Origin of the sequence: Enterobacter sp. DNB-S2 (assembly GCF_019443845.1) — a bacterium.
GTDB lineage: Bacteria > Pseudomonadota > Gammaproteobacteria > Enterobacterales > Enterobacteriaceae > Enterobacter > Enterobacter asburiae_B.
Genome location: NZ_CP050520.1, coordinates 4,236,106 through 4,258,603, shown reverse-complemented (window position 1 = coordinate 4,258,603; position 22,498 = coordinate 4,236,106). Strand labels below are relative to the sequence as shown.

32 protein-coding genes, 1 other RNA gene and 3 pseudogenes are annotated in these 22,498 nt (G+C 53.9%); 26 read left to right on the top strand and 10 right to left on the bottom strand.

Annotation, left to right across the window (positions count from 1 at the left end; genetic code table 11):
• Positions 1–6 precede the first annotated feature (6 nt).
• The 22 genes and pseudogenes from HB664_RS20510 (at position 7) to HB664_RS20415 (ending at position 13,437) form a co-directional block, all read left to right on the top strand.
• Positions 7–417, top strand: a complete 411-nt coding sequence (locus tag HB664_RS20510) for a hypothetical protein (protein WP_219940121.1) — start codon at positions 7–9, stop codon at positions 415–417.
• Complete coding sequence (locus tag HB664_RS20505; RefSeq protein WP_023150225.1) at positions 389–799, top strand: DUF4054 domain-containing protein; 411 nt, start codon at positions 389–391, stop codon at positions 797–799. The genes HB664_RS20510 and HB664_RS20505 overlap by 29 nt, the downstream gene beginning before the upstream one ends.
• Complete coding sequence (locus HB664_RS20500) at positions 796–1,302, top strand: hypothetical protein (protein ID WP_109844761.1); 507 nt, start codon at positions 796–798, stop codon at positions 1,300–1,302. Before HB664_RS20505 ends, HB664_RS20500 begins: the two co-directional genes overlap by 4 nt.
• Positions 1,302–1,706, top strand: a complete 405-nt coding sequence (locus HB664_RS20495; protein ID WP_127732031.1) for a head-tail adaptor — start codon at positions 1,302–1,304, stop codon at positions 1,704–1,706. The genes HB664_RS20500 and HB664_RS20495 overlap by 1 nt, the downstream gene beginning before the upstream one ends.
• The gene (locus HB664_RS20490) at positions 1,699–2,247 is read left to right on the top strand and encodes a hypothetical protein (protein WP_219940120.1); all 549 of its coding nucleotides are present in this window, start codon (positions 1,699–1,701) and stop codon (positions 2,245–2,247) included. The genes HB664_RS20495 and HB664_RS20490 overlap by 8 nt, the downstream gene beginning before the upstream one ends.
• 2 nt (positions 2,248–2,249) lie before the next feature.
• Complete coding sequence (locus HB664_RS20485) at positions 2,250–3,401, top strand: DUF3383 family protein (protein WP_219940119.1); 1,152 nt, start codon at positions 2,250–2,252, stop codon at positions 3,399–3,401.
• Between the two features lie 10 nt (positions 3,402–3,411).
• A complete protein-coding gene (locus HB664_RS20480) occupies positions 3,412–3,852 on the top strand; it encodes a phage protein (RefSeq protein WP_000501635.1) in 441 nt (146 codons plus the stop codon).
• Positions 3,853–3,855: 3 nt separating this feature from the next.
• Positions 3,856–4,308, top strand: a complete 453-nt coding sequence (locus HB664_RS20475) for a phage tail assembly chaperone (protein WP_219940118.1) — start codon at positions 3,856–3,858, stop codon at positions 4,306–4,308.
• A 23-nt stretch (positions 4,309–4,331) separates the two neighbouring features.
• Positions 4,332–4,496 carry a DUF6889 family protein gene (locus tag HB664_RS22905; protein WP_023229521.1) on the top strand — a complete coding sequence of 55 codons (165 nt, stop codon included), beginning with the start codon at positions 4,332–4,334 and terminating at the stop codon, positions 4,494–4,496.
• Positions 4,486–5,925, top strand: a pseudogene (locus HB664_RS20470) (lytic transglycosylase); the annotation flags it as partial. The gene HB664_RS22905 and the pseudogene HB664_RS20470, both read left to right, overlap by 11 nt.
• Before the next feature lie 56 nt (positions 5,926–5,981).
• A complete protein-coding gene (locus tag HB664_RS23040) occupies positions 5,982–6,494 on the top strand; it encodes a lytic transglycosylase domain-containing protein (protein WP_375156390.1) in 513 nt (170 codons plus the stop codon).
• Positions 6,494–7,081: a phage baseplate protein gene (locus HB664_RS20465; protein WP_219940117.1), complete on the top strand. Its 588-nt coding sequence runs from the start codon at positions 6,494–6,496 to the stop codon at positions 7,079–7,081. Before HB664_RS23040 ends, HB664_RS20465 begins: the two co-directional genes overlap by 1 nt.
• Complete coding sequence (locus HB664_RS20460) at positions 7,081–7,383, top strand: phage baseplate plug protein (protein WP_023325699.1); 303 nt, start codon at positions 7,081–7,083, stop codon at positions 7,381–7,383. Before HB664_RS20465 ends, HB664_RS20460 begins: the two co-directional genes overlap by 1 nt.
• A gap of 2 nt (positions 7,384–7,385) precedes the next feature.
• Positions 7,386–8,447, top strand: a complete 1,062-nt coding sequence (locus HB664_RS20455) for a hypothetical protein (RefSeq protein ID WP_219940116.1) — start codon at positions 7,386–7,388, stop codon at positions 8,445–8,447.
• A 2-nt stretch (positions 8,448–8,449) separates the two neighbouring features.
• Positions 8,450–8,791, top strand: a complete 342-nt coding sequence (locus tag HB664_RS20450) for a hypothetical protein (RefSeq protein WP_047602411.1) — start codon at positions 8,450–8,452, stop codon at positions 8,789–8,791.
• Between the two features lie 21 nt (positions 8,792–8,812).
• Positions 8,813–9,229 (top strand): hypothetical protein, encoded by a 417-nt coding sequence (locus HB664_RS20445; RefSeq protein ID WP_094935773.1) that lies wholly within the window; start codon positions 8,813–8,815, stop codon positions 9,227–9,229.
• A 41-nt stretch (positions 9,230–9,270) separates the two neighbouring features.
• A pseudogene (locus tag HB664_RS20440) lies at positions 9,271–10,021 on the top strand (Gp138 family membrane-puncturing spike protein).
• Positions 10,021–10,374, top strand: a complete 354-nt coding sequence (locus tag HB664_RS20435; RefSeq protein WP_023325694.1) for a hypothetical protein — start codon at positions 10,021–10,023, stop codon at positions 10,372–10,374. The pseudogene HB664_RS20440 and the gene HB664_RS20435 overlap by 1 nt, the downstream one beginning before the upstream one ends.
• Positions 10,375–11,574 (top strand): baseplate J/gp47 family protein, encoded by a 1,200-nt coding sequence (locus HB664_RS20430; protein ID WP_219940115.1) that lies wholly within the window; start codon positions 10,375–10,377, stop codon positions 11,572–11,574. It abuts the gene before it with no gap.
• Positions 11,571–12,251: a DUF2612 domain-containing protein gene (locus HB664_RS20425; RefSeq protein WP_127732013.1), complete on the top strand. Its 681-nt coding sequence runs from the start codon at positions 11,571–11,573 to the stop codon at positions 12,249–12,251. Before HB664_RS20430 ends, HB664_RS20425 begins: the two co-directional genes overlap by 4 nt.
• Positions 12,251–12,688: pseudogene (locus HB664_RS20420) on the top strand (hypothetical protein); the annotation flags it as partial. The gene HB664_RS20425 and the pseudogene HB664_RS20420, both read left to right, overlap by 1 nt.
• Before the next feature lie 317 nt (positions 12,689–13,005).
• Entirely contained in the window at positions 13,006–13,437 is a 432-nt protein-coding gene (locus HB664_RS20415) for a tail fiber assembly protein (RefSeq protein WP_219940114.1), read from the top strand.
• Here the strand turns inward: HB664_RS20415 and HB664_RS23035 are convergent.
• Genes HB664_RS23035 through HB664_RS20405 form a run of 3 tightly spaced genes read right to left on the bottom strand, consistent with a single transcriptional unit; the run spans position 13,418 to position 14,242 of the window.
• Positions 13,418–13,657: a tail fiber assembly protein gene (locus HB664_RS23035; RefSeq protein ID WP_375156389.1), complete on the bottom strand. Its 240-nt coding sequence runs from the start codon at positions 13,655–13,657 to the stop codon at positions 13,418–13,420. The genes HB664_RS20415 and HB664_RS23035 overlap by 20 nt on opposite strands.
• A gap of 32 nt (positions 13,658–13,689) precedes the next feature.
• Positions 13,690–13,851 carry a hypothetical protein gene (locus HB664_RS23030; RefSeq protein WP_375156350.1) on the bottom strand — a complete coding sequence of 54 codons (162 nt, stop codon included), beginning with the start codon at positions 13,849–13,851 and terminating at the stop codon, positions 13,690–13,692.
• Position 13,852: 1 nt separating this feature from the next.
• On the bottom strand, positions 13,853–14,242 hold the full coding sequence (locus tag HB664_RS20405) for a hypothetical protein (protein WP_219940113.1): 390 nt from the start codon (positions 14,240–14,242) through the stop codon (positions 13,853–13,855).
• 29 nt (positions 14,243–14,271) lie between these two features.
• Here HB664_RS20405 and HB664_RS20400 point away from each other — a divergent pair, with 29 nt between their 5' ends.
• Positions 14,272–14,826 (top strand): recombinase family protein, encoded by a 555-nt coding sequence (locus HB664_RS20400; RefSeq protein WP_023325687.1) that lies wholly within the window; start codon positions 14,272–14,274, stop codon positions 14,824–14,826.
• A 49-nt stretch (positions 14,827–14,875) separates the two neighbouring features.
• Here HB664_RS20400 and HB664_RS20395 read toward each other — a convergent pair whose 3' ends face one another.
• From HB664_RS20395 to smpB, 3 genes are all read right to left on the bottom strand, one after another.
• On the bottom strand, positions 14,876–15,142 hold the full coding sequence (locus tag HB664_RS20395) for a DinI family protein (protein ID WP_219940112.1): 267 nt from the start codon (positions 15,140–15,142) through the stop codon (positions 14,876–14,878).
• Between the two features lie 271 nt (positions 15,143–15,413).
• Positions 15,414–15,777, bottom strand: a transfer-messenger RNA (tmRNA) gene (gene ssrA, locus HB664_RS20390).
• An 89-nt stretch (positions 15,778–15,866) separates the two neighbouring features.
• Positions 15,867–16,349 (bottom strand): SsrA-binding protein SmpB, encoded by a 483-nt coding sequence (gene smpB / locus HB664_RS20385; protein ID WP_008502505.1) that lies wholly within the window; start codon positions 16,347–16,349, stop codon positions 15,867–15,869.
• 156 nt (positions 16,350–16,505) lie between these two features.
• Between smpB and HB664_RS20380 the strand changes: the two genes are divergently transcribed.
• On the top strand, positions 16,506–16,943 hold the full coding sequence (locus HB664_RS20380) for a type II toxin-antitoxin system RatA family toxin (RefSeq protein ID WP_024908332.1): 438 nt from the start codon (positions 16,506–16,508) through the stop codon (positions 16,941–16,943).
• Positions 16,933–17,220: an RnfH family protein gene (locus HB664_RS20375; protein WP_025759268.1), complete on the top strand. Its 288-nt coding sequence runs from the start codon at positions 16,933–16,935 to the stop codon at positions 17,218–17,220. The genes HB664_RS20380 and HB664_RS20375 overlap by 11 nt, the downstream gene beginning before the upstream one ends.
• 103 nt (positions 17,221–17,323) lie before the next feature.
• Here the strand turns inward: HB664_RS20375 and bamE are convergent, their stop codons facing one another.
• From bamE to nadK, 3 genes are all read right to left on the bottom strand, one after another.
• The gene (gene bamE / locus HB664_RS20370) at positions 17,324–17,662 is read right to left on the bottom strand and encodes an outer membrane protein assembly factor BamE (protein WP_008502502.1); all 339 of its coding nucleotides are present in this window, start codon (positions 17,660–17,662) and stop codon (positions 17,324–17,326) included.
• A 138-nt stretch (positions 17,663–17,800) separates the two neighbouring features.
• Positions 17,801–19,462, bottom strand: a complete 1,662-nt coding sequence (recN, locus tag HB664_RS20365; protein ID WP_219940111.1) for a DNA repair protein RecN — start codon at positions 19,460–19,462, stop codon at positions 17,801–17,803.
• An 85-nt stretch (positions 19,463–19,547) separates the two neighbouring features.
• Positions 19,548–20,426 (bottom strand): NAD(+) kinase, encoded by an 879-nt coding sequence (nadK, locus tag HB664_RS20360; protein WP_008502500.1) that lies wholly within the window; start codon positions 20,424–20,426, stop codon positions 19,548–19,550.
• 122 nt (positions 20,427–20,548) lie between these two features.
• Between nadK and grpE the strand changes: the two genes are divergently transcribed.
• Positions 20,549–21,142: a nucleotide exchange factor GrpE gene (gene grpE, locus HB664_RS20355; protein WP_023333122.1), complete on the top strand. Its 594-nt coding sequence runs from the start codon at positions 20,549–20,551 to the stop codon at positions 21,140–21,142.
• 51 nt (positions 21,143–21,193) lie between these two features.
• Here grpE and HB664_RS20350 read toward each other — a convergent pair whose 3' ends face one another.
• Positions 21,194–22,480 carry an HlyC/CorC family transporter gene (locus tag HB664_RS20350; RefSeq protein WP_025759264.1) on the bottom strand — a complete coding sequence of 429 codons (1,287 nt, stop codon included), beginning with the start codon at positions 22,478–22,480 and terminating at the stop codon, positions 21,194–21,196.
• Positions 22,481–22,498: the final 18 nt, after the last annotated feature.

Genomic DNA, 22,498 nt, shown 5'->3' with positions numbered 1-22,498 from the left:
AAAAACATGAAATACGTTGTTTCCGGTGGCGCTACTCTCAGCTTTTCCGACGGTTCTAAATTTGAGCTGTCTCAGGGCATCCACGACAGTTCCTCTTTCCCGAAAGAAGTGAAGGACCACTGGGCCTTTAAAGCCTATGCGCGCCCGATTGACGAAGCCGACCTGGCGAACGAGCAGAGCAATGAAGACCTTTCCGCGAGCCTTGTTCTCCTAGCAGAAGAAAATAACACCCTGAAAGCGCAGCTGGCTGAGCATGAAAAAACCATCACCGCGCTGGGGAATGAAAACACAGAACTGAAAGCGCAGCTGGCAGCTGCTCAGGCACCAGCAGGCGGTAAACCTGCCGACAGCACGGACAAAACCGATAACACCGGCGGGGACGCGAAAAATGCCAAAAAACAGCAGGCTTCCGACTAACGAGCAGTTCCGCACCGACTTTCCCGAGTTCGCCGATAAAACCCGCTACCCTGACCCCTCAGTGAATTTCTATCTGGGGCAGGCCGATTCACTCCTGAATCAGGACGTACAGGGCGATCAGTTCGTCTACCTGGCCGAGCTATTCACGGCTCACTATACGGAGCTGCGCGGCCGCACGCTGGCCGCCGCTGCCGCTGGTGGTGTGAACAGCAACGGCGCGGCAGGTGTCGTGTCCTCTAAATCCGTGGATAAGGTTTCAGTGAGCTATGACGTGTCCGGGGTAATCAATCCGGATGCCGGTTTCTGGAACAGCACCGCCTACGGGCGCGAGTTCTACTGGTGGTGGTCGATGTTCGGCGCTGGTGGCAGGCAGCTGCTATGAAAAGCGGGTTAACGGTTCGTGCTGATAACGCCGTGGCTGTTCTGGAATCCCTCCGGCAGCTATCCGGAATGGATGTGCTGGTGGGAATACCTGAGGACAAGGCAGGGCGTGAGGATGGCTCTCCGATTAATAACGCGGAACTGGGCTATCTCCACTCGACGGGCGCAACGGTGGAAATCGACGGTACAACGGTCACGCTCCCCCCGCGTCCTTTTCTGGATATGGGGATCGAGGATTCAAAACCCCGAACCACTGCACACCTCAAAGCAGCGGCAACCGCCGCGCTGGAGGGGCAGACTGAAGCAGCAATGCGTGAGCTGGAGAGCGCCGGACAGATTGCCCGTGACGCTGCAAAAGCCGTTATCGGTGCTGGTGACAGGCTGCACCCACTTTCTGAGAAAACCCTCGAACGCAGAAGGGCCGAGGGCATTCCCGGCGAAAAGCCGCTGTATGCCCACGGTTACCTGCTGCGCTCAATTAACTACGTCGTGAGGAAAAAATAATGCCTCTTCTCGATGTGAGCGATGTTCTTCTCGATCCCGACTTCATGGACACCAGTCTGGTGTGTCACCGGCAGGTTCAGACGATGGACGAGGACAATTTCACTAAAAACACAGCTCAGGATATCCCATTCTCTGGCGTGGTGACGGTTGACCGCTCTCTGGAAGCCCGGCGAATGGCAGCAGGCCAGAACATCAGCGGCGCGATCCTCATCGTGACGCAGTTCAGATTAACCCAGGGCCAGCCCGGTACAGACAGCGCCCCGCGACTTGATGCCGATATCGTGAGCTATAACGGGCGTGCTTACCGGGTGACATTTGTCGATCCGTACACCAGTTACGGCGCCGGATTCGTCCAGGCGCATTGTGAGCTGGTGGACTTTAACGGAGGGACGCCAGTTGAGTAACGACAGCACCGCGCGCGGTTATCTGACGCCTGTCGGGGATAGCCCCCAGTATGACGAGGCGCTGGAGCGTGAAATCAGCCGGTGGATTCGTGGTGTTTCTGGCTTGCCGGCCGCTCTTGTTTTCCCCCGATGGACTGACCCGCAGCCGCAGATCCCCAACAACGGGGTGACGTGGTGCGGATTTGGAGTTACCTCGATACCTCTCCCGGTTAATCCTGCGAGTGTTCAGATTGACGAAAACACTTCAGAGCAATGGGAATGGGAGCGAGTTACCGTCATTTGTTGTTTCTACGGTCCTCAGGGGGGCAGCAGGGCTTCAACATTCCGGGCAGGGCTCTTTATTGAACAAAACAATGCGGAGCTTAATCGTGCAGGGCTATCCCTTAGCGAAATCGGGAATATTTATAACCTCCCCGAATTGATTAACAACCAGTGGGTGAGGCGCTACGACATCACCATCACGCTGAATCGCAAAACAATTCGTACCTACAACATTAAATCCATCGTCGACGGTAATGTCGCGATCTCAACCGGAGATTGATCATGGCGAAAGGCTTGCCTTTAAATCGCGTCACCAACGTAACCGTGACGCTTTCAGCCAGAGCCGCACAGGGCCGAAATTTCGGTTCGATGCTGATTCTGGGTAATTCTACTGTTATTCCTATCACAGAGCGTCTGCGCCTGTATTCCGATCCGGCAGATATCGGGGATGATTTCGGCGTCGACAGCGAGGAATACAAAGCAGCTGTAGTCTGGTTCTCCCAGTCACCGCGTCCGACGCAACTGTATGTTGGTCGCTGGGTTGATAGCCTAACCTCGGCTGAGTCTGGCCCTACAGAAACACTGCTGCAGGCGGTTAACGCATTGCTGGATTACAACTCTTGGTATGGTCTGCATCTGGCTGTTCCTGTGGCTGACTATCCGGATGATGCTGACCTGATTTCTGTTTCGGCGGCGATCGAGTCTGCGACCGTTTCGCGAATCCTGGCTATTACTTCGAGCGAAGCGGATATTCTGAGCTCGGCGGTTGAAACCGATCTGGCGACCAAACTGAAGGCTGCGAAATACAGCCGGACCTATATCCAGTATTCATCTACCAGTCCCTATGCTGCATTGTCTGCGTTTGGGCGCGCGTTTACGGTCAACTTCACCGGCAGCAATACCACTATCACCCTGAAGTTCAAGCAACTGCCTGGAATCACCTACGAAACTATCGGCACATCACAGGCGAATGCTCTGGAAGCGAAGAACTGTAACGTTTACGTGTACTACGAGAACGATACAGCCATCCTCGAACAAGGTGTGATGTGTAACGGCGATTTCTTCGATGAGCGTCACGGGCTCGACTGGCTGCAGAACGCGGTACAGACAGCCGACTACAACACGCTTTACACCAGTACCACGAAGATCCCACAGACCGATGCTGGTACAACGACACGAATCGCCAACATCGAAAAAGTACTGGATGTGGCCGACAAAAACGGTCTGTTTGCACCAGGTATCTGGACCGGCGGACCGATGGGGCAACTCGGCACCGGCGACACCCTGACCAAAGGGTATTACACCTGGGCGGATACTGTGGATAACCAGCTGCAGACCGATCGTGAAGCGCGGAAAGGCGTACCGATTCAGGTGGCCGCGAAACTGGCCGGGGCCGTTCATTACGGCGATGTAGCAATTAACGTGGTTCGTTAAGGAGAATCGAATGGGTGCTTACTCTTTTCTTGATATTTCGGCTTCTCTTTCCGGGCCGACAGGTTCATTAGATCTTGGGGCTGGTTCTGCCAACTCCGAAGAGGGGATCACGGTCACGATGACCGAGGCAAAGAACACGATGACTATCGGTTCTGACGGTGAAGTGATGCACAGCCTCCACGGCGGCAATAGTGGCGTTATTACCGTCACCCTGCTTAAAACATCCCCTCTGAACAAAAAACTTTCCATCATGTACAACGCGCAGCGCATGTCGTCAGCGCTGTGGGGAAATAACGTGATCGTCGTGCGTAACAGGGTGTCCGGTGATATCGGTACGGCGCGCTCCTGCGCTTTCCAGAAACAGCCTGACTGGAATAACCCGAAGGTAGCCGGAACGGTCGCCTGGGTATTTGATTGCGGCAAGATTGACGAAGTTCTCGGGGAGTTCTAACAGATGGAATGCAATATTAATGGCGTGGAATACCGCGCCGCAAAACTCAACGTGTTTGATCAGCTCAAGGTTACACGCAAACTACTGCCGCTCCTCGCAGGGATGATGGCTGACTTCGGGAGCATTCGCTCCCTGCTGCCAGCAGACGGTAAGGTTGACTCCAAAAATTTTGATGAGCTTAAGCCGGTATTTGAAACGCTGCTGCCGCGTATTGCTGACGAACTGGCCTCGATGAAAGAGGAAGACACCAACGCGATAATTCATCCTTGCCTGTCGGTTGTGGCCCGAAAAAACGGAACGGTCTGGACGCCTGTCTTCAACAGCGGTGAGTTGATGTTTGATGACATCAATCTCCTGATCATGCTGCAGCTGGTGGCGCGGGTGGTCGCCGATTCGCTGGGAAATTTTTTGCCCGTGAGCCTTACCAGCGCGACGCCGGACCAGACTCAGGGTTAACCCTCAACAGCCTGCCTGACGGGCTGTCTTATCTCCTTGACCCGGTTGACGCCGGGTTAATCCCTTATTACGCGCTGAAGGATGGATCAGTCGATCTGTGCGATATCGCGCTGATGAATGACCACCTGGCCGTTAAGGCAGATAACCAGCGCCGTATAGAGAAATGGAGAGAGGATAATGAACGCTGAGACTATTAAAGATTTCCTTGTTTCGCTCGGTTTCGATATCGACGAAGCGGGCGCGTCAAAGTTCGACTCTGTTCTCGCCGGTACGACCGCAAACGCCATCAAAATGGGGCTGGCTGTCGAAGGTGCCGCGCTTGCCGTGGTGGCCTTCACTGCTAAGATTGCCTCCGGTCTGGATAATCTCTACTGGGCGTCACAGCGCACCGGCGCGACGGTTCAGGGGATTCAGTCTATTGGCTATGCGGTTTCGCAGGTGGGCGGCAGCGTCGACGCGGCGCGCTCCTCTCTGGAAAGCCTCGCCCGGTTTATGCGGCATAACCCCGGAGCGGAAGGTTTCCTAAACCGTCTGGGCGTACAGACCCGTGACGCCAGCGGTAACATGCGCGACATGGCCGCTATCTTTACGGGCGTCGGCCAGAAGCTCAGCAGCATGCCGTATTACCGGGCTAACCAGTATGCGCAGATGCTGGGTATTGACGAAAATACCCTCATGGCGATGCGCCGGGGTGTGGGCGGTTTCACCGGGCAGTACAGTGCAATGGCGAAAGCTATCGGCTTTAATGCTGATGAGGCGGCCAGAAGCTCCAACAAATTCATGACCTCCCTGCGCGAGTTCGGCGCGATGGCAGGTATGGCCCGTGACAAAATCGGCTCTAACCTTGCTGGTGGCCTTGCGGGTTCGCTGGACACGCTGCGCCGCCACATCCTGGATAACTTCCCGCGCATTGAGCAGACCCTGACGAAAGCCATAAAAGGCATTCTGGCGCTCGGAGACATCATCGGGCGGCTGTTCTTCAGGCTAATTGAGGGAACATCCAGACTTATCACCTGGTGGCAATCACTGGACAAGCAAACGCGGGAGCTGATCTCGTTGTTCGGCGCGCTTACGATAGCGTTGCGCATTCTGAACAGTACGTTCTGGATGTCGCCGATTGGCCTCATTACCGCGCTGGCGGCCGGGATTGCCCTTCTGTGGGAAGACTATCAGACCTGGAAGGAAGGCGGGGATAGCCTTGTTGACTGGGGAAATGGAAACCTGAAGTCGACGCTGCGCTGAAGATGGTTCGTGACCTGAAAGGGTCTGTTAATGAACTGGCGAAAGCGCTGGCTAAACTGCTCAACATTGACCCTAAATCGTGGTCCCTGAAGTGGGACTTCAGCAACTTTATCGACCAGATGAGCGAGTTCAGCAAGATGCTGAATATGATCGCCGACCTTCTCAATGCCATTAAAGATGGCCGCTGGGCTGATGCTGCCAGCATCGGAAAACGGATGCTTAATCAGGGAAGCGAAAATCCGTCAGCAATGCCAATGGTAACAGACAGCGCCAACGGTACCGCCGACTGGATTAAAGAGCACTGGGGATTCGATCCTCGCAACGTGGGCCGAACGGTACGCGGCTGGTTTGGTGACGATGAGCCAGATCAACTCGGCCAGTCAGTTAAGCGGCCACAGCCAACCAAAGCGGGGTCTGAGCTGCTGGGATGGATGCAGCCGATGCTTACCAACCTGGAACAGCTCTACCGACTTCCGGAGGGGTTATTGCGCAGCGTGGCCATAACGGAATCGGGCGGTAATCAGTTCGCCGTTTCAGGCGCTGGCGCTAAAGGTCTGTTTCAGTTTATGGACGGTACGGCGCGTGACATGGGGCTAAGCGGGAACGATGTTTTCGACCCGGAGAAGGCCGCCCAGGCAGCCGCAAAGTATCTTTCACAGCTGCTGCAGGCGAACGGCGGTGACCTGAGCAAGGCGCTGGCCTCTTATAACTGGGGGATCGGGAACGTGCAGAAGCACGGGATGGCCCTTATGCCTCAGGAAACCCGCAACTACATTCCGAAGGTGTTAAGCAACATGCCCGCGCCCGGTGCTCAGGTACAACAACAGAACACCTACCACATTTACGGTGGTGGTGATCCGCACTCCGTGGGGAATCAGGTAGAACGTCGGCAGCAGTCTGCAAATGCCCAGCTCATGCGCAGCAATCAAACGAAGGTGGGTTAATGGATATTCTCTCTACTCTCTTTCATCAGCAGTCCAGGAGAATTGGGGTGCTTATACCCAGTGTGGTTGTTTCTGAAAAGCATACCGACACGCTGGAAATAACAGAGCACCCGGTCGAAGTTGGGGCCGCCGTCGCGGATCATGCTTACAAAAAACCGTCTGAAGTAGTGATGGAGGTCGGTTTCGCTGGTGGCGGATCGTTGCTGGATTTTGCCAGCAACCTGACGGCCACCGACTTTCTCGGCATGAGCCCTAAGGAAACGTACCAGGAAATACTTAACCTGCAGGCGAGCCGTATTCCTTTCGATGTGGTGACCGGCAAGCGGATTTACAACAATATGCTGATCCGCTCGCTGGAAGTGACGACGGACAGAACGACTGAAAACGTCCTGTCTGCCGTTCTCACCCTGAGGGAGGTTCTTATCTCTCAGACGCAGCAGATCACCGTCGCGGATAAAACCAACATGAAGGACGGGGCTAGCACGTCGGCGGTACTGAATACCGGCAACAAAACTACAAAGCCGCCAAATACCTCGCTGCTGAAAAGCATCACGGGTAATGCGGCGTCATTACTGGGGCTCGGCTAATGGCAATTCAGGAAATCCCGCTGACAGCGGATAACCAGCAATTCAGCATCATCCTGGCGGGGACCACCTGGCGGATTAGCATCATATGGCGCGATCTGTACTGGATTATGGACCTGCAGAACGACAGAGGGGAGCCGGTAATCTCCGGTATTCCTCTCGTCACCGGCGCTGACCTGTTGGCGCAGTACGGCTATATGGGCCTCGGCTTTAAGCTGGTGGTGGTCTGTGACGACAGTACACAGGATTATCCGACGAAAACCGACCTGGGCGGCCGCAGTCATTTACTGGTATCAACGGAGTAAGCATGTCACAGAACTGGATGAGACATTTCGAGCTGCAGCTCGTGGACGAGAACGGGCAGGGTATTGAGCTCAGCGATTTTAAAGTGACCTTTACGATCGACTGGTTCAACATCAGCAGCGCGTCGCGGGTGGGTACGTTCAAAATCTACAACCTGTCAGCTGATACGGTGAACCGCATCACCGGACAGGAGTTTTCGAAAGTGCGGCTGATTGCTGGTTACGACGGTATCGCGCCGGAGGTGTCGGCAAGCGATGTCGGGACCGTGCGCGAAGTCGACGCGGCGGACGTGGGCCAGAGCGATGGCCGCAACTACGGGCTGATTTTCAGCGGTGAAATTCGCTACTCGGTCACCGGTAAAGACAGCCCCATCGATTCCTACGTCCTGATTCAGGCTGCCGATACGGATCTGGCGTTTGCCACCAGTATAACCTCGCAGACGCTGGCGGCCGGTTACACGGTCGCAGACGTGAACCGCGCGCTGATGAAAGACTTCGAGGCCAAAGGCGCGACCGAAGGCCTGACGCCTGAAATGCCTGCTACCGTTTTCCCCCGGGGCCGGGTGCTGTTCGGCATGACACGGCATCTTATGGATAACGTGGCCGGACAATGTGGGGCAACATGGCAATTCGTTGACGGCCAGCGGCAGATGGTGGCGAATAACGAGTATGTTCACGACGCGATTGTGCTCAACAGCGCCACCGGGCTTATCGGCATGCCGCAGCAGACCATCGGCAACGGCGTAAACGTCCGCGCGCTGATTAACCCGAATATCCGGGTTAACGGGCTTATTCAGCTGGATCAGGCTTCCGTGTATCGCACCGCGCTGTCGAACAACGATATCGCTATGGCCGGTGGGAAGATCACCGACCAGAACACGGACGGAAATATCACGCTCAGCGGCACCACGGCGCAGCCTGCCAGCATCGCAACGGATGGCGTTTATATTGTGCGCGGGATTATGTACACTGGCGACACAAGGGGCCAGGCGTGGTACATGGATATGATGTGCGAAGCGCGTGGCGCGGCGGATCTCCGCACTCAGGACTCGCTTAATCGGGGGTAAATTTGAAAGCCTTAGCCATTTTAATTGTTGCCTTTATGTCATTTGGGGCATCAGCAAGCGGGTACACCGCTTATTGTGGGCCTTACACCATCACTGCAAGGTTGGGTGAAATGGACATGATTAACGGTGAACGCGTCACATCGCAGAAAATTACAAATCTTGGTGCTGATGGCATTAAGATTGATATGGGGCTTATGCCTGCTAAAGATGGCAACAATTATGGCTTTGAATACATTCGCCGTCCGGGTACCGAAACGCGATTCCTGAATGTCCAACTGCTGCAGAACAGCATGGACGCGCCGAAAGTTATCGGCTCTTTCCCATGCAAAAAAGTTTCTGATTAAAATAATTAATGGACTTTGTTTATGGCGGTCAGCAGGTCAAAGAAAATAGTTTTATTAGTTGTCATTGTTGTAGGTTATTTAATTGGAAACCATAAAAACAATGAAACTGATAAAGTTTCTGGTAACACCGAAGCCCCTGAAAAGGCTGCAGCGCAACAATCAAGTAATGCTCCTACTTTGTCAGAGGACGTTCTTTTAAAGAATGAAGTGATATTTACCTGTAAGGATATCGCCCGATCTTCTTTATCGTTGCCGGACACATTCGAAACCGAACAAACAGAAAGCGGAATCGACGAGAAAAATGGAGAGCAAGTTTATTACTTTACTTTGCATTTTTCTGGAATGAACGCCTTCAATAGTCGAATCACTCATACAATAGAGTGCTACGGGACGGTAGGAGACAAAAACCGAACTGTGACCTATAAAACATTCAACTAACCCGCCACCCGGCGGGTTTTTTGCTTTCTGGAGCCTACCAAATGGCAGTATCTGACCAGACCCGCAGCGGCGACCTTGCCGAAACCTTCAAATCGGAGCGGGAAACCACAAAGAACCAGATCCGCGTCGCTTTGCCTGGCATCGTTCAGTCATTCGACCCTGACGCGGTGACGGCGGTTGTGCAGCCTGCTATCCGTTCGGTTGAAACGGATAACGACGGGAACCGGATTACCAAAAATTACCCGCTGTTGGTGGATGTGCCGGTGGTATTTCCGCGCGGCGGGGATGCACGCTAACGTTCCCGGTTAAAGCCGGTGATGAATGCCTGGTGATTTTCGCCGATCGCTGCATCGATTTCTGGTGGCAGAACGGCGGGGTACAGGAGCCTGTCGACGACCGGGTGCATGATTTATCGGATGCGTTCTGTATCGTTGGGCCGCAGTCTCAGGCGCAGAAAATAAGCGGAATAAGCACGGGGGCCGCTCAGTTGCGCAGCGACGACGGAAGCACGTTCTTTGAGCTCAACCCCACTACGCAGAAAATTAAAATCGTAGCGCCTGGCGGTCTGGATGTAGTTACCCGCAGGCCGACTTCTCGGCGAAAGTTACCATTCACGGGCTCCTTTCCTGGCTGGATGGAATGGTGGGTTCTGTTGCTTCTGGCGTTGCATCCAAAATCACCGGCGCTGTCGAGTTTATCGGTACCGTTAAAGCTAACGGCAAGACAATCGATGATACGCACACTCACGGCGGCGTGCAGCACGGCACCAGCAACACAGACGGGGTGAACTGATGCGATACAGACGTGAAGATGCCGACGGTGATTACACCTTTGGCAGCGGTGATGATACCTGGCTGATTAACTCTCCGGAGGCCGTGGCGCAGGCCGTGAAAACGCGATTCGAATTATGGTACGGGCAATGGTTCCTCGACACCACCGAGGGGACACCGTGGATTCAGTCCGTACTCGGTAAGCAGAAGCCGGAAACCTACAACCTGGCGATCCGTAAGCGCATCCTCGAAACGCGGGGCGTTAAATCCATTCTCTCTTTCAATACGACAGTGAACACGACGACGCGCCGCGTCCAGTTCTTCGCTGAAATCGACACCATCTACGGAACAACGACAGTAACCAGCGAGGCATAAATGGCCCTCAATTTGGACACACTCGGCTTATCGGCAACGGTAACCGCTGAGGGGATCAGTGCGCCTGATTACCAGACGATACTCGATACCCTGACGAGCTATTTTCAGCAGATTTATGGCAGTGACGCTTATCTGGAGCCAGACAGCAAAGACGGCCAGATGGTGGCGCTGGTGGCGCTGGCTATTCACGATGCCAACAACACAGCCATCTCCGTTTATAACTGCTTCTCACCTGCTACGGGTTACGGTGCAGCGCTGACGAGTAACGTAAAAATTAACGGTATCGCGCGCCGGGGGGCGACGAACTCTACCGTGGATCTGGTTCTGACCGGTACTGCCGGGACATCCATCACAAACGGTACCGTGAAAGACACGAATAACGTGATCTGGCGTCTTCCTGCCTCGGTGACAATCGGTGTCAGCGGTACCGTGACGGTAACTGCAACCTGTTCAAACAGCGGAGCGGTTGCGGCGCTGGCCGGGACGATTACCACTATCAACACGCCGACCCGCGGTTGGGCTTCAGTAACCAACCCGGCTGCGGCCACCGTAGGCGCACCGGCGGAAACCGACGCGGAGCTGCGCATCAGGCAGGGACAAAGCGTAGCGCTACCATCACTTACACCGTTTGAAGGTGTCGACGGTGCGATCGCCAACGTTGCAGGCGTGACGCGTCACAAGCTCTACGAGAATGATACTGGTGCAACCGACAGCAACGGGTTGCCGCCTCATTCCATTTCCGCCATCGTCGATGGAGGGGATGTTACCGAGATAGCCCAGACAATCCGGGGAAACAAAGGGCAGGGAACGGCAACTTACGGGACGACATCTGTCACGGTACCGGACACCTACGGCAACCCACACGTTATCAGCTTCTCACGGTCTACTGATGTCCCGATTTACGGGCATATCACCCTGAAGGCATTCACCGGCTACACGTCGCAAATTGGCGTACAGATTCAGCAGGCCGTCGCGGATTACATCAACGGGCTGACGATCGGTGACGATGTGCTGCTGAGCAGGATTTATTCTCCGGCGAACCTCGGCGTAGTGAGTGGCGGAAATGCGCGTTACTACGACATACAGGAGCTGCTGATTGGCAAATCAGCCGGTAGTGTCGCGGCGTCAAACATCATCATCGCCTACAACGAATCCGCGTCGTGTAAACCCGAAAACATTGTTCTAACGGTGACGTCATGAGCAAGTACACGGACTTAATCACCAACTATCACGCCACAAAGCCGAAGTTTTTTGATCACGTCGACCTGAGCACGCGGCCACTGATTGATATCACCGGCGCCACCCGTGGGCTGGTAAGCGCTTTCGATATTGATACCGCTGTCGGAGTCCAGCTCGATACGCTCGGCCTCTGGATTGGTCGCAGTCGCATCGTCAGCCAGCCGATAAGCGGCGTTTATTTCAGCTGGGACACTGATGGGCTGGGATATGACCAGGGCGTATGGCAAGGCCCGTATGACCCCGACTCAGGCTACACAACGCTGAGCGATGCAACATACCGCATCGTACTTAAGGCGAAAATCGCCATCAACAACTGGGACGGTCGCAATGATTCGCTGCCACCCATCCTTGACGCTGCGACCGCAGGCTCAGGCCTGAGGATGCAAATCGTCGACAACCAGGACATGACGATCTCGGTCTGGGTTTTTCCCGAGACTGATATTTCTAATGTGTCTCTCGAACTGATCGCCGCTATCAAGCAGGGCTATCTCACCGTTAAAGCCGCTGGCGTATGGGCCGGTGACGTTGAAACGCCTTCGGTTGAAACACCGTCAGAAGGTAATCGATTCTTCGGTTTTGACATGGACAACGAATACATCGCCGGATTTGATGATGGCGCATGGGGGAAATTACTGTAATGGCTAAAAATGACTTTAAACCGTTTGCTACAGGCGCTGGCGCAAATGTAATGTCCCAGGCTGACTGGGAAGCTCTGCCTGCTCTACTTTCTGGATTTACAGCAGGCAAAGCATCCAGCGCGCAGGTCAACAAAGCTATTCGGCAGGCAGCTTTTATCGGGGCAGCGCTTGCGCAGTACACCGCCAACAAAAGCGGGCTGGATGTGCTGGATGATGGTGATGTGAGCGGGTTCATTACCAAAATGACCACCGCGCTCGGTAAGGACTTTCAGGGGCTTGATGCCACACTGACGGCACTTGCCGGCCTCGCTACAGGAGCAAATAAGCTTCCGTACTTCACCGGGGCAGATACTGCAGCGCAGACGGATCTTACTTCAGTCGGGCGTGACATAATCGGTCAAAGCAGTATCACCAACCTTCTCACATACCTCGGTTTGCAATATTCAATTAGTGAACCGGATACAGAAACTGTTGTTTACACGCTGCCTGGTGGATATAAGCTCATGGCTTTTAACCGATTAGTGAACAACTCAACTACAGTCGGTACGGGCGTCACAACCCCATTACGTTCCCTCAGGCCTTCCCTTCGAGATTGATTGCAGTGTTTGCCACCAAGAAAAACTATGTTCAGGCGGCTGTAAGCTGCGAGAACCAGTCCTTGACTGGCTTTGATGCGGTGGTAACGCTCATTACAACTATTGCGGGTGGTATTACAAGCACTCGCGCAATGTTTCTGGCTATCGGGAAATAAAAAATGAATTATGCTTACAGTCCGTCAAAGAATGCTTTTTATTATTTCGGATGGAAAAATGAATACGATGCTGCTGGTACATGGCCAACTGATGCCATTGAAGTAGCCGACGATATTCATGAAAAATATTCGGCAGATCCGCCTAAAGGAAAACTTTTAATTGCTGGCACTGATGGGATGCCTGCATGGGGAGAAACGCCGCCACTAACACACGATGAAATTGTCGCTCAGGCTGAAGCGGAAAGAATAAATCGCATTGGAGTAGCTAACGATTTTATGAACGGCAAACAATGGCCTGGTAAGGCTGCTATAGGGAGACTCAAGGGAGATGAGCTGACGCAATATAATCTGTGGTTGGATTATCTCGATGAACTGGAGGCTGTTGACACCTCCAGCGCACCTAATATCGTGTGGCCTATATCTCCGGCTGCTTAGGCCATGTAATATCCGGAGCCGTCGATGTATCAACGGCTTCAATATCATCCAAATAATCCAGCCAGGCGTTATATTTCGCCTTATCTGCATCGTTCAGGCGGCCCATGGCCGCTTTTCCTGGCCACTGATTGCTGTTTATGTAGACGTTTGCAGCATCAGTTCGGCTCTGTTTTTCAATCTCCGCTTGCGCCACAATTTCTTCACGGGTCGGAGGGGGAATATCTTCCCATTCTGGTAATCCATTTTTTCCAGCTACTCTTTTTGTCCCTCAGGAGGCTCACCCGTAAATTCACTGTATACCTGTTCTGTTACCTCAACCGCATCCTCTGGCCAACCGATGCCATTGATATAATCATCTTTAAGCTCAAGCGGGAAAAAGCTGTTGTGTTTAGCGCTATAAAAGTATGTGTTCACGTTAACTCCCAATAGCAAAAAAGTATGCGTTGAAACCGCCAGCACCAGACATATACGCCCCAAATCCTGCACCGTTAACGGTGTTATTCACCACAGCTAATGTTGGCGAGGGTGTTCCACCAGAAAAGTTAATATCGGCAAATGTAAGCTGAATATTGCTAACCACACTGGGAAAATTGATAGGGAATGGGACTGAAATCTGAGTTTGCCCCACTGGAAAACCTGCTTTTCCCCACTGAAATATTTTACCACCTGGCAATTTTTGCCACCCACTTGCATTGGTAAAGCTGGACATATCAGGTATCTGTCCGGAGCCGGTGCCGACGTTCTTCGTTGCGGCTGTTCCTAAACCGAGGTTTAAGAGAATGAATATTTGCTCCTTGTCTGGCATTGTTTCGGCTTTTGGCAAGAGGGAAAGGCGTGCTTATTGGTTACGTGAGGGTGTCAACAAATGACCAGAACACCGCATTGCAGAGAAATGCGCTCGATAGCGCAGGATGTGAGCTGATTTTTGAAGATAAGATGAGCGGTAAGACATCCGAAAGGCCAGGGCTCAAAAAGGTGCTCAGGACGCTATCAGAGGGCGACACGCTGGTGGTCTGGAAGCTCGATCGGCTCGGCAGAAGCATGCGGCATCTTGTCGTTCTGGTGGAGGAGTTGCGAGAGCGAGGGATTAATTTTCGCAGCCTGACAGACAGCATAGACACGTCTACCCCGATGGGGCGATTCTTCTTTCATGTTATGGGCGCGCTGGCAGAAATGGAAAGAGAGCTTATTGTTGAGCGTACCCGTGCAGGATTAGCAGCTGCGCGAGCAGAGGGGCGGATAGGCGGCCGTAGGCCAAAACTGACGGATGAGCAGTGGGCGCAAGCAGGAAGATTGATCGCTGCTGGGGAGACGCGCCAGCGCGTGGCAATCATCTACGACGTAGGCGTCTCGACGCTATACCGAAAATTCCCGGTGGGTAGTGGTTAGACGTGATGCAGGCCGCCGGTGATAATGTAGCTGGCAGCCTGCACAATTTTTACAGCCCAACCTGGCGAACTGTCGGGAATTCGGACACCAGCCACATATCGGATTCTTCAAACATATCCTCCAGCATGCGGTTCAGCTTTTCCCGATCGCTTTTGCAGGCATCACTATTCAAACCGTTCGCCTGCATCGGCTTCACCCTCACTTCGGCATCAGGGAAGATTTGGTGCACTCGCTTCGTCAGCTCTGCCAGGATAATCTCTCTGGCCCCTTCAAGTCCCTCTACATTTCGCTTGTCATAAACCAGTTCAACGAACATAAAAGCCTCCGGAAAACCACTGTGGTTGTATACAGTATTTTTACTGTAAAAATAAACAGTGTCAAGGTGAGGGCAGCGCGAGGAAGGGAAGTGTTTTTGTTACCCTTAGTTACAAATAGAAAAACCCCAGACCGTGAGATCTGGGGTTCTTTTAAAGTGCACGTGCATTTTACGTGCATTTTTTTGTCTTTTCTCGGTCTGCGCTCTGTCTGGTCAGTGTCCGTAAGTGGCTGTTTTTATTGCCGCTGTCCGGTTGCAGTCCTATCAAAAGTGGTGGAGCTGGCGGGAGTTGAACCCGCGTCCGAAATTTCTACATCCTCGGTACTACATGCTTAGTTTGTCTTTACATTCGCACGCCAGCTGCGGACAGACACGCCACTAACGAACTAGCCTGATTAGTTTTAACGCTTCAACCCCAGGCAGGGCTTCCACGCGATCTCTTTTGGGTTTGACCTCTCTTTGATCCCCGTCTTAAGAGCGGAAGCTAGGGAGAGAGGGCTCAGAGCAGGTTATTAAGCTGCTAAAGCGTAGTTTTCGTCGTTTGCGACTATTTTTTTGCGGCTTTTAACGAGGCAAACCGCCCCTCGGCATGCACCTTGGGTTTCGCAAATCCCGTCGAATCCAGAATCAGCCCCAATAGTGTTGAATTAAGTATACCAGATTTCACTTCCTGGATACCAGCCCGGAACGCTAACTTATTGAATAGTACAATAAGTGTGCAGAATCAACGTCCTGCGTTTTTCATGATGCGCGCTTTATCAAGCTGCCACTCGCGCTCTTTCAGGTCAGTACGTTTGTCGTGCTGTTTTTTACCCTTCGCGACGCCAACTTTCACTTTGCACCATGCGTTTTTCCAGTACAGCGAAAGGGCTACCACCGTGAAACCTTCACGGTTGATGCGTCCGTAGAGGGATTCCAGCTCACGCTTGTTCAGCAGCAGCTTGCGGGTGCGCGTTGGGTCACACACGTAGTGTGAGGAGGCGACGGTCAGCGGCGTAAAGTTCGCGCCGAACAGGAAGGCTTCGCCATCTTTCAGGATCACGTAGCTATCGCCGATGTTGGCTTTCCCGGCGCGCAGCGATTTTACTTCCCAGCCCTGCAACGCAAGGCCAGCTTCGAATTCTTCTTCAATGAAATACTCGTGGCGAGCACGCTTGTTGAGCGCAATGGTCGCCGAGCCTGGTTTATGTGCTTTTTTCTTCGTCATAAGTGTCGTAAAGCCGTCGGTAATCTGATTTCAAAAAGTCACCTCATTGCGTCCTGTGAGGTCTAACGCGCTATCTTAGCACGAGATGAGGCTTAGCGTTTTTTTAACAGGTGATAAATGTTATTATTTGTCCGTTGTGTGACCATGGGAAATGCTATGCCTCAGATTAGCCGTACTGCGCTCGTGCCTTACAGCGCGGAACAAATGTATCAGTTAGTGAACGACGTTCAGTCTTATCCAGAATTTATTCCGGGGTGCACCGGGAGCCGCGTTCTGGAGTCCGGCCCGACGCAGATGACTGCGGCGGTGGATGTCTCCAAAGCGGGGATCAGCAAGACGTTCACCACCCGCAATACGCTGACCAGCAATCAGAGTATTTTGATGCATCTGGTGGATGGTCCGTTTAAAACCCTGATGGGGGGCTGGAAGTTTACGCCGTTGAGCGCTGACGCCTGTCGCATCGAGTTCCAGCTGGACTTTGAATTTACCAATAAGCTGATTGAGCTGGCGTTTGGCCGCATCTTTAAAGAGCTGGCCTCGAATATGGTTCAGGCGTTCACCACCCGCGCCAAAGAGGTTTACAGTGTCGCATAAGATTGCTGTAGAAGTAGTGTATGCGCTACCGGAGAAGCAGTATCTGCAGCGCGTGACGCTGGAAGAGGGTGCAACCGTTGAGGCGGCTATCCGCGCGTCCGGCATCCTCGAACTTCGCAGCGATATCGACCTGGCGAAAAATAAGGTCGGGATTTATAGCCGTCCGGTGAAGCTGGGTGATGTGCTGAAAGAGGGCGACCGGGTTGAGATTTATCGCCCGCTGATTGCTGACCCGAAAGAGCTGCGACGTCAGCGTGCGGAGAAATCGGGTAAGTAGCGTGTTTTCCCCTCACCCTGACCCTCTCCCAAAAGGGGCGAGGGGATAAAAGAAGAACAAAAAAGGTGCTCAATGAGCACCTTTTTGCATTTCTGAGTTCTGATTACTTGGTCAGGGCAGGCTTGTTGTCGATGTTGGTCAACACACCGGCGCTGCTGAAGGTCAGCGTCAGGGTCTGCTGGGTCGCATCTTCGTGGCCCGGCTTCTGACGGAATACATAGAACCAGGTGTTAGTGCCGAACGGATCGGACATCATCGGGGTTCCCAGTGCATAAGCGACCTGCTGTTGTGTCATCCCCACACGGATTTTAGACACATCGTTAGGGGTAAGGTAGTTCCCCTGGTTGATGTCAGGACGGTAAACCACTTTCTCCAGAGTGGAACAGCCTGCGGTCAACATCAGAAGAACCGCTGCGGCAGCGGTCAGCATTTTACAACGCATAGTGATTTGATTCCTTTTCGGGCCCGAGCAGAACGCGGCTCATATGTAATATGCCGATGATAATAGACCTTGCCCCACTTTGAAACCGGTCTGGCGGCGTTTTTGTTGTTCTGTATGACCCTGAGATCCCGAAAAAGTTTATGCCGCCAGCAGTTCTTTCGCGTTCGCGAGCGTATTGCGGGTGACTTCGCTGCCGCCGAGCAGGCGAGCAAGCTCCTGCAGACGCGCACGTTTATCCAGCGGCTTCATGTGCGTTTCGGTCATTTCACCGTCGGTTTCTTTGCTGACGATAAAGTGATGATGGCCACAGCCCGCGACCTGCGGCAGGTGGGTGACACACATCACCTGCGTTGATTCGCCTAGCTGGCGCAGCAGTTTGCCCACCACCGCCGCCGTTGGGCCGCTGATGCCGACATCCACTTCATCGAAAATCAGCGCCGGGGTTTCCATTTTACGCGCGGTAATCACCTGAATCGCCAGCGCAATACGCGAAAGTTCACCACCGGAGGCCACTTTGGAGATAGCCTGCAGCGGCTGCCCCGGGTTGGTGGTGACGCGGAACTCGATGCGGTCCGCACCTTCTGCCGTCAGGTGGTTCTCTTCAAAGCGGACATCAATGGTGAAGATACCGTGCGGCATCGCCAGCGTGTGCATGCTGTCGGTGATGTGCTGGCTTAGCTCCTGGGCGTAATGCTGACGGATTTCATGCAGCTTTTGCGCTGTCGCCAGCGCCTGTTCATGATGCAGGTTCACCGCGAGAGAGAGGGTTTCCTGCGAGTCAGCCTGATCGTCAAGCTGCTGCTGTTCTTCCAGCAGAGACTGATAGAATCCTGGCAGCTCTTCCGGCGTGACGTGGTGCTTGCGCGCCAGTGAAATTTGACGGGAAATGCGCTGCTCCAGCTCAAACAGACGGTTCGGGTCGAGATCCAGACGTTCACAGTAGTGGCGCAGTTCGTCACTGGCTTCGGAGATCTGAATGGCCGCTTCTTCCAGCATATCCAGGACGCCAGAAAGCTTGCTGTCCATGCCAACCAGTTCGGTAATGAGCTGGCGGACGTTATACAGCTGGCTTTGCAGGTTCACGTCTTCGCTGTCCGCCAGCAGGTTGAGCGCATTCTGGCTGGTTGAGAGCAGGTGGCCGCTGTTCGCCAGACGTTTGTACTCTTCGTCGATTTGCTCAAACTCACCCGGCTGCGGGTTGAATTCGTTGAGCTCTTTAAGCTGGTACGCCAGCAGCTCCGCACGCGCGGCGCGCTCCTGGCTTTGCTGCTGGTGCTGGGCAAGTTCACGGCAGCTCTGATGCCACTGGCGATAGTGCTCCGCCATAAGCTGAGTAAGCGCGTACTCACCCGCATAGCCATCCAGTAGCGCTTTCTGCTGTTCAGGTTTGACGAGTTGCTGGTGCGCGTGCTGACCGTGGATCTGGATAAGCAGCTGGCCGAGTTCGCGAAGCTGGGAGAGCGGAACCGCCGTACCGTTGATAAAGCCACGTGAACGACCGTCGCTGCTGATCACGCGGCGAAGTAAACACTCACGTCCATCTTCAAGCTGGTTCTGTTCCAGCCAGCGCTGGGCGGCAGGGGTGTCTTTCAGGGAGAAACGGGCGCACAGGTCGGCACGGTTTGCGCCCATGCGCACCATGTCGCCCTCTGCGCGGCCACCAAGGCACAAGCCGAGGGCATCAATGGCAATGGATTTACCTGCACCGGTTTCCCCGGTGATCGCCGTCATGCCGCTGTGGAAATCGATCTCAAGCTCACGAACAATGGCAAAGTTGCTGATGGTCAGTTGTGCCAGCATAATTGTTTTCCTGTATGAAAAACCATAACTGTGTTTTCATACAGTATAAACTGGTTTTTTATACAGTAAAGTACTGGATGCAAAATCAGAACAATTTTTTTGACCAGCCAAGCTTCGAGCTTAATGTGTTGAAATAGCTGTAATCTTTCGGGTGAATCAGATTCAGATGGTAATCACACCGACGAATAAGGACATCTTCACCTTCCTGGATCGGCAGCGCTATCTGGCTGTCGCAGCTGATCTCCAGGTCGTTACGGCGGTGCGAGAAGCGCAGACGTATCGTGCTGTCGCCGTTGATGACCAGCGGGCGGGCGGAGAGCGTGTGCGGGAACATCGGCACCAGGGTAATGGCATCCAGCGAGGGCGTCAGGATCGGGCCGCCGGCAGAAAGCGAGTAGGCGGTTGAGCCTGTCGGGGTGGAGATAATCAGCCCGTCGGAACGCTGGGAGAAAGCAAAGATTTCGTCGATGTAAACTTCGAATTCAATCATGTGCGCCACTTTTCCGGGGTGAAGAACCACCTCGTTAATTGCGGTGCTGATGCGCTTCTGACAGTCCTGCTGGCACACCTGTGCTTCCAGTAAAAAGCGTTTTTCGCTGATATAGTGCCCTTCCAGCACGTCAGCCAGCTGCTGCTGCGCATTGTCCGGGTCGAGGTCGGTTAAAAAGCCGAGATTGCCACGGTTGATGCCGATGACCTTAATGTCATAACGCGCCAGCGTGCGGGCCGCGCCGAGCATATTGCCGTCGCCGCCCACCACCACGGCGAGATCGGCCTGTTGGCCAATTTCCGCCAGCGTGCCGGTTTTGACGCTCTTCAGCTGAAGCTCCTGCGCAATCTGCTGCTCGACCATCACTTCATAGCCTTTGCTACACAACCAGCGATACAACATTTCATGTGTCGTTAGTGCGGTAGGGTGACGCGGATGCCCGACGATCCCAATACACCTGAAATGATTATTCATTTTCTGGAGGTCCTTGTGCCTGATGAATGATGACAATCTGTCTTGTTCCCTTGAATCCCGGAAACTGATCCCCATAATAAGCGAAGTTAGCGAGATGAATGCAGAAAAACGCGGAGAAATTCATGAGTAGTAAAGAACAGAAAACGCCTGAGGGGCAAGCCCCTGAAGAAATTATCACGGAACAGCACGATGAAGTTGAGGCTGTAGAGCCAGACGCATCTGCTGAGCAGGTGGACCCGCGCGATGAAAAAATTGCGAATCTGGAAGCCCAGCTGGTAGAAGCACAGAATCGCGAACGCGATGGTGTTCTGCGCATCAAGGCGGAAATGGAAAACCTGCGTCGTCGTACCGAGCAGGACGTTGAGAAGGCGCATAAATTTGCGCTGGAGAAATTCGTCAACGAACTGCTGCCGGTTATTGATAGCCTCGATCGCGCGCTGGAAGTGGCTGACAAAGCGAATCCGGACAACGCGGCGATGATCGAAGGTATCGAACTGACGCTGAAATCCATGCTCGACGTGGTGCGTAAGTTTGGCGTGGAAGTGATTGCCGATACCAACGTACCGCTGGATCCAAACGTCCACCAGGCGATTGCAATGGTGGAGTCCGAAGAGGTCGAAGCCGGTAAAGTGCTGGGCGTGATGCAGAAAGGTTACACCCTGAACGGCCGTACCATTCGCGCTGCGATGGTGACCGTGGCGAAAGCGAAAGCGTAATTTGCCATTCGTAGTGCCGGGTGGCGGTTTCGCCTTACCCGGCCTACAGCCTTACTCAGCGATACTTTCGCGCAGGGGTTTTACGGGCAGGACTTTCACCTGCTTAATCATATTGTCCTGCACGTCCAGGATATCAATATCGTACTGCTCAATGCGCACCCGCGTGCCCGCCGCCGGGATCTCTTCCAGCGCTTCCAGAATCATCCCGTTAATCGTGCGAGCCTCATCTTCCGGCAAATGCCAGTTAAAGGCTTTGTTGAGTTCGCGAATGTTCGCGCTACCGTCAATCAGCACCGAGCCGTCGTTTTGCGGGGTAACCTCTTCCGCGAGGGAAGGCGACATTGACGTAGTAAAGTCCCCGACAATCTCTTCCAGAATATCTTCGACCGTCACCAGCCCCTGAATATCGCCGTACTCATTGACTACCAGGCCGACCTTCTTCTTGTTGCGCTGGAATTTCACCAGTTGGGTGCTGAGCGGCGTACCTTCCGGCACGTAGTAAATCTCGTCGGCGGCGCGCAGCATCACCTCTTTGGTGAACTCTTTTTTCTCGGTCATCAGACGGTAGGCTTCGCGCACGCGCAGCATGCTGATTGCGTCATCCAGCGAGTCGCGATAGAGGACAATGCGCCCGTGCGGGGAGTGCGTCAGCTGGCGAACGATGGCTTTCCAGTCGTCATTGATGTCGATACCGACGATTTCGTTACGCGGCACCATGATGTCGTTGACGCTCACCTTTTCCAGATCCAGCACCGACAGGAGCATGTCCTGATTGCGCCGGGAGATCTGCGAGCGGGATTCATTCACGATGGTGCGCAGCTCCTCTTTGCTGAGCGCGCTGCTGATGGTGACATCGGCTTTGATTCCCACCATCCGCATCAGTACGCGCGTTACCATGTTCAGCAGCCAGACCAGGGGCATCATCAGGATCTGCAGCGGTGCCAGTAGGAAGCTGCTCGGGTAGGCGACTTTCTCCGGGTAAAGCGCGGCGATGGTTTTCGGCAGCACTTCGGCAAACACCAGCACCACGAACGTCAGCACGCCGGTGGCAATCGCCACCCCGGCGTTGCCGTACAGGCGCATCCCAACGATGGTGCCGAGGGCGGAGGCCAGAATGTTGACGAGGTTGTTGCCGATGAGCACCAGGCTTATCAGGCGATCCGGCTTGCGAAGCAGTTTTTCAACGCGACGAGCGGCACGGTTACCCTGTTTAGCACGATGACGTAACCGGTAGCGGTTTAAGGTCATCATGCCGGTTTCCGAGCCGGAGAAATAGGCGGAGATGACCACCATGACGATCAGGATAACGATCAGCGTGGTGGTAGAGATGTGTTCCAGGGGGAACTCCTTTTGTTA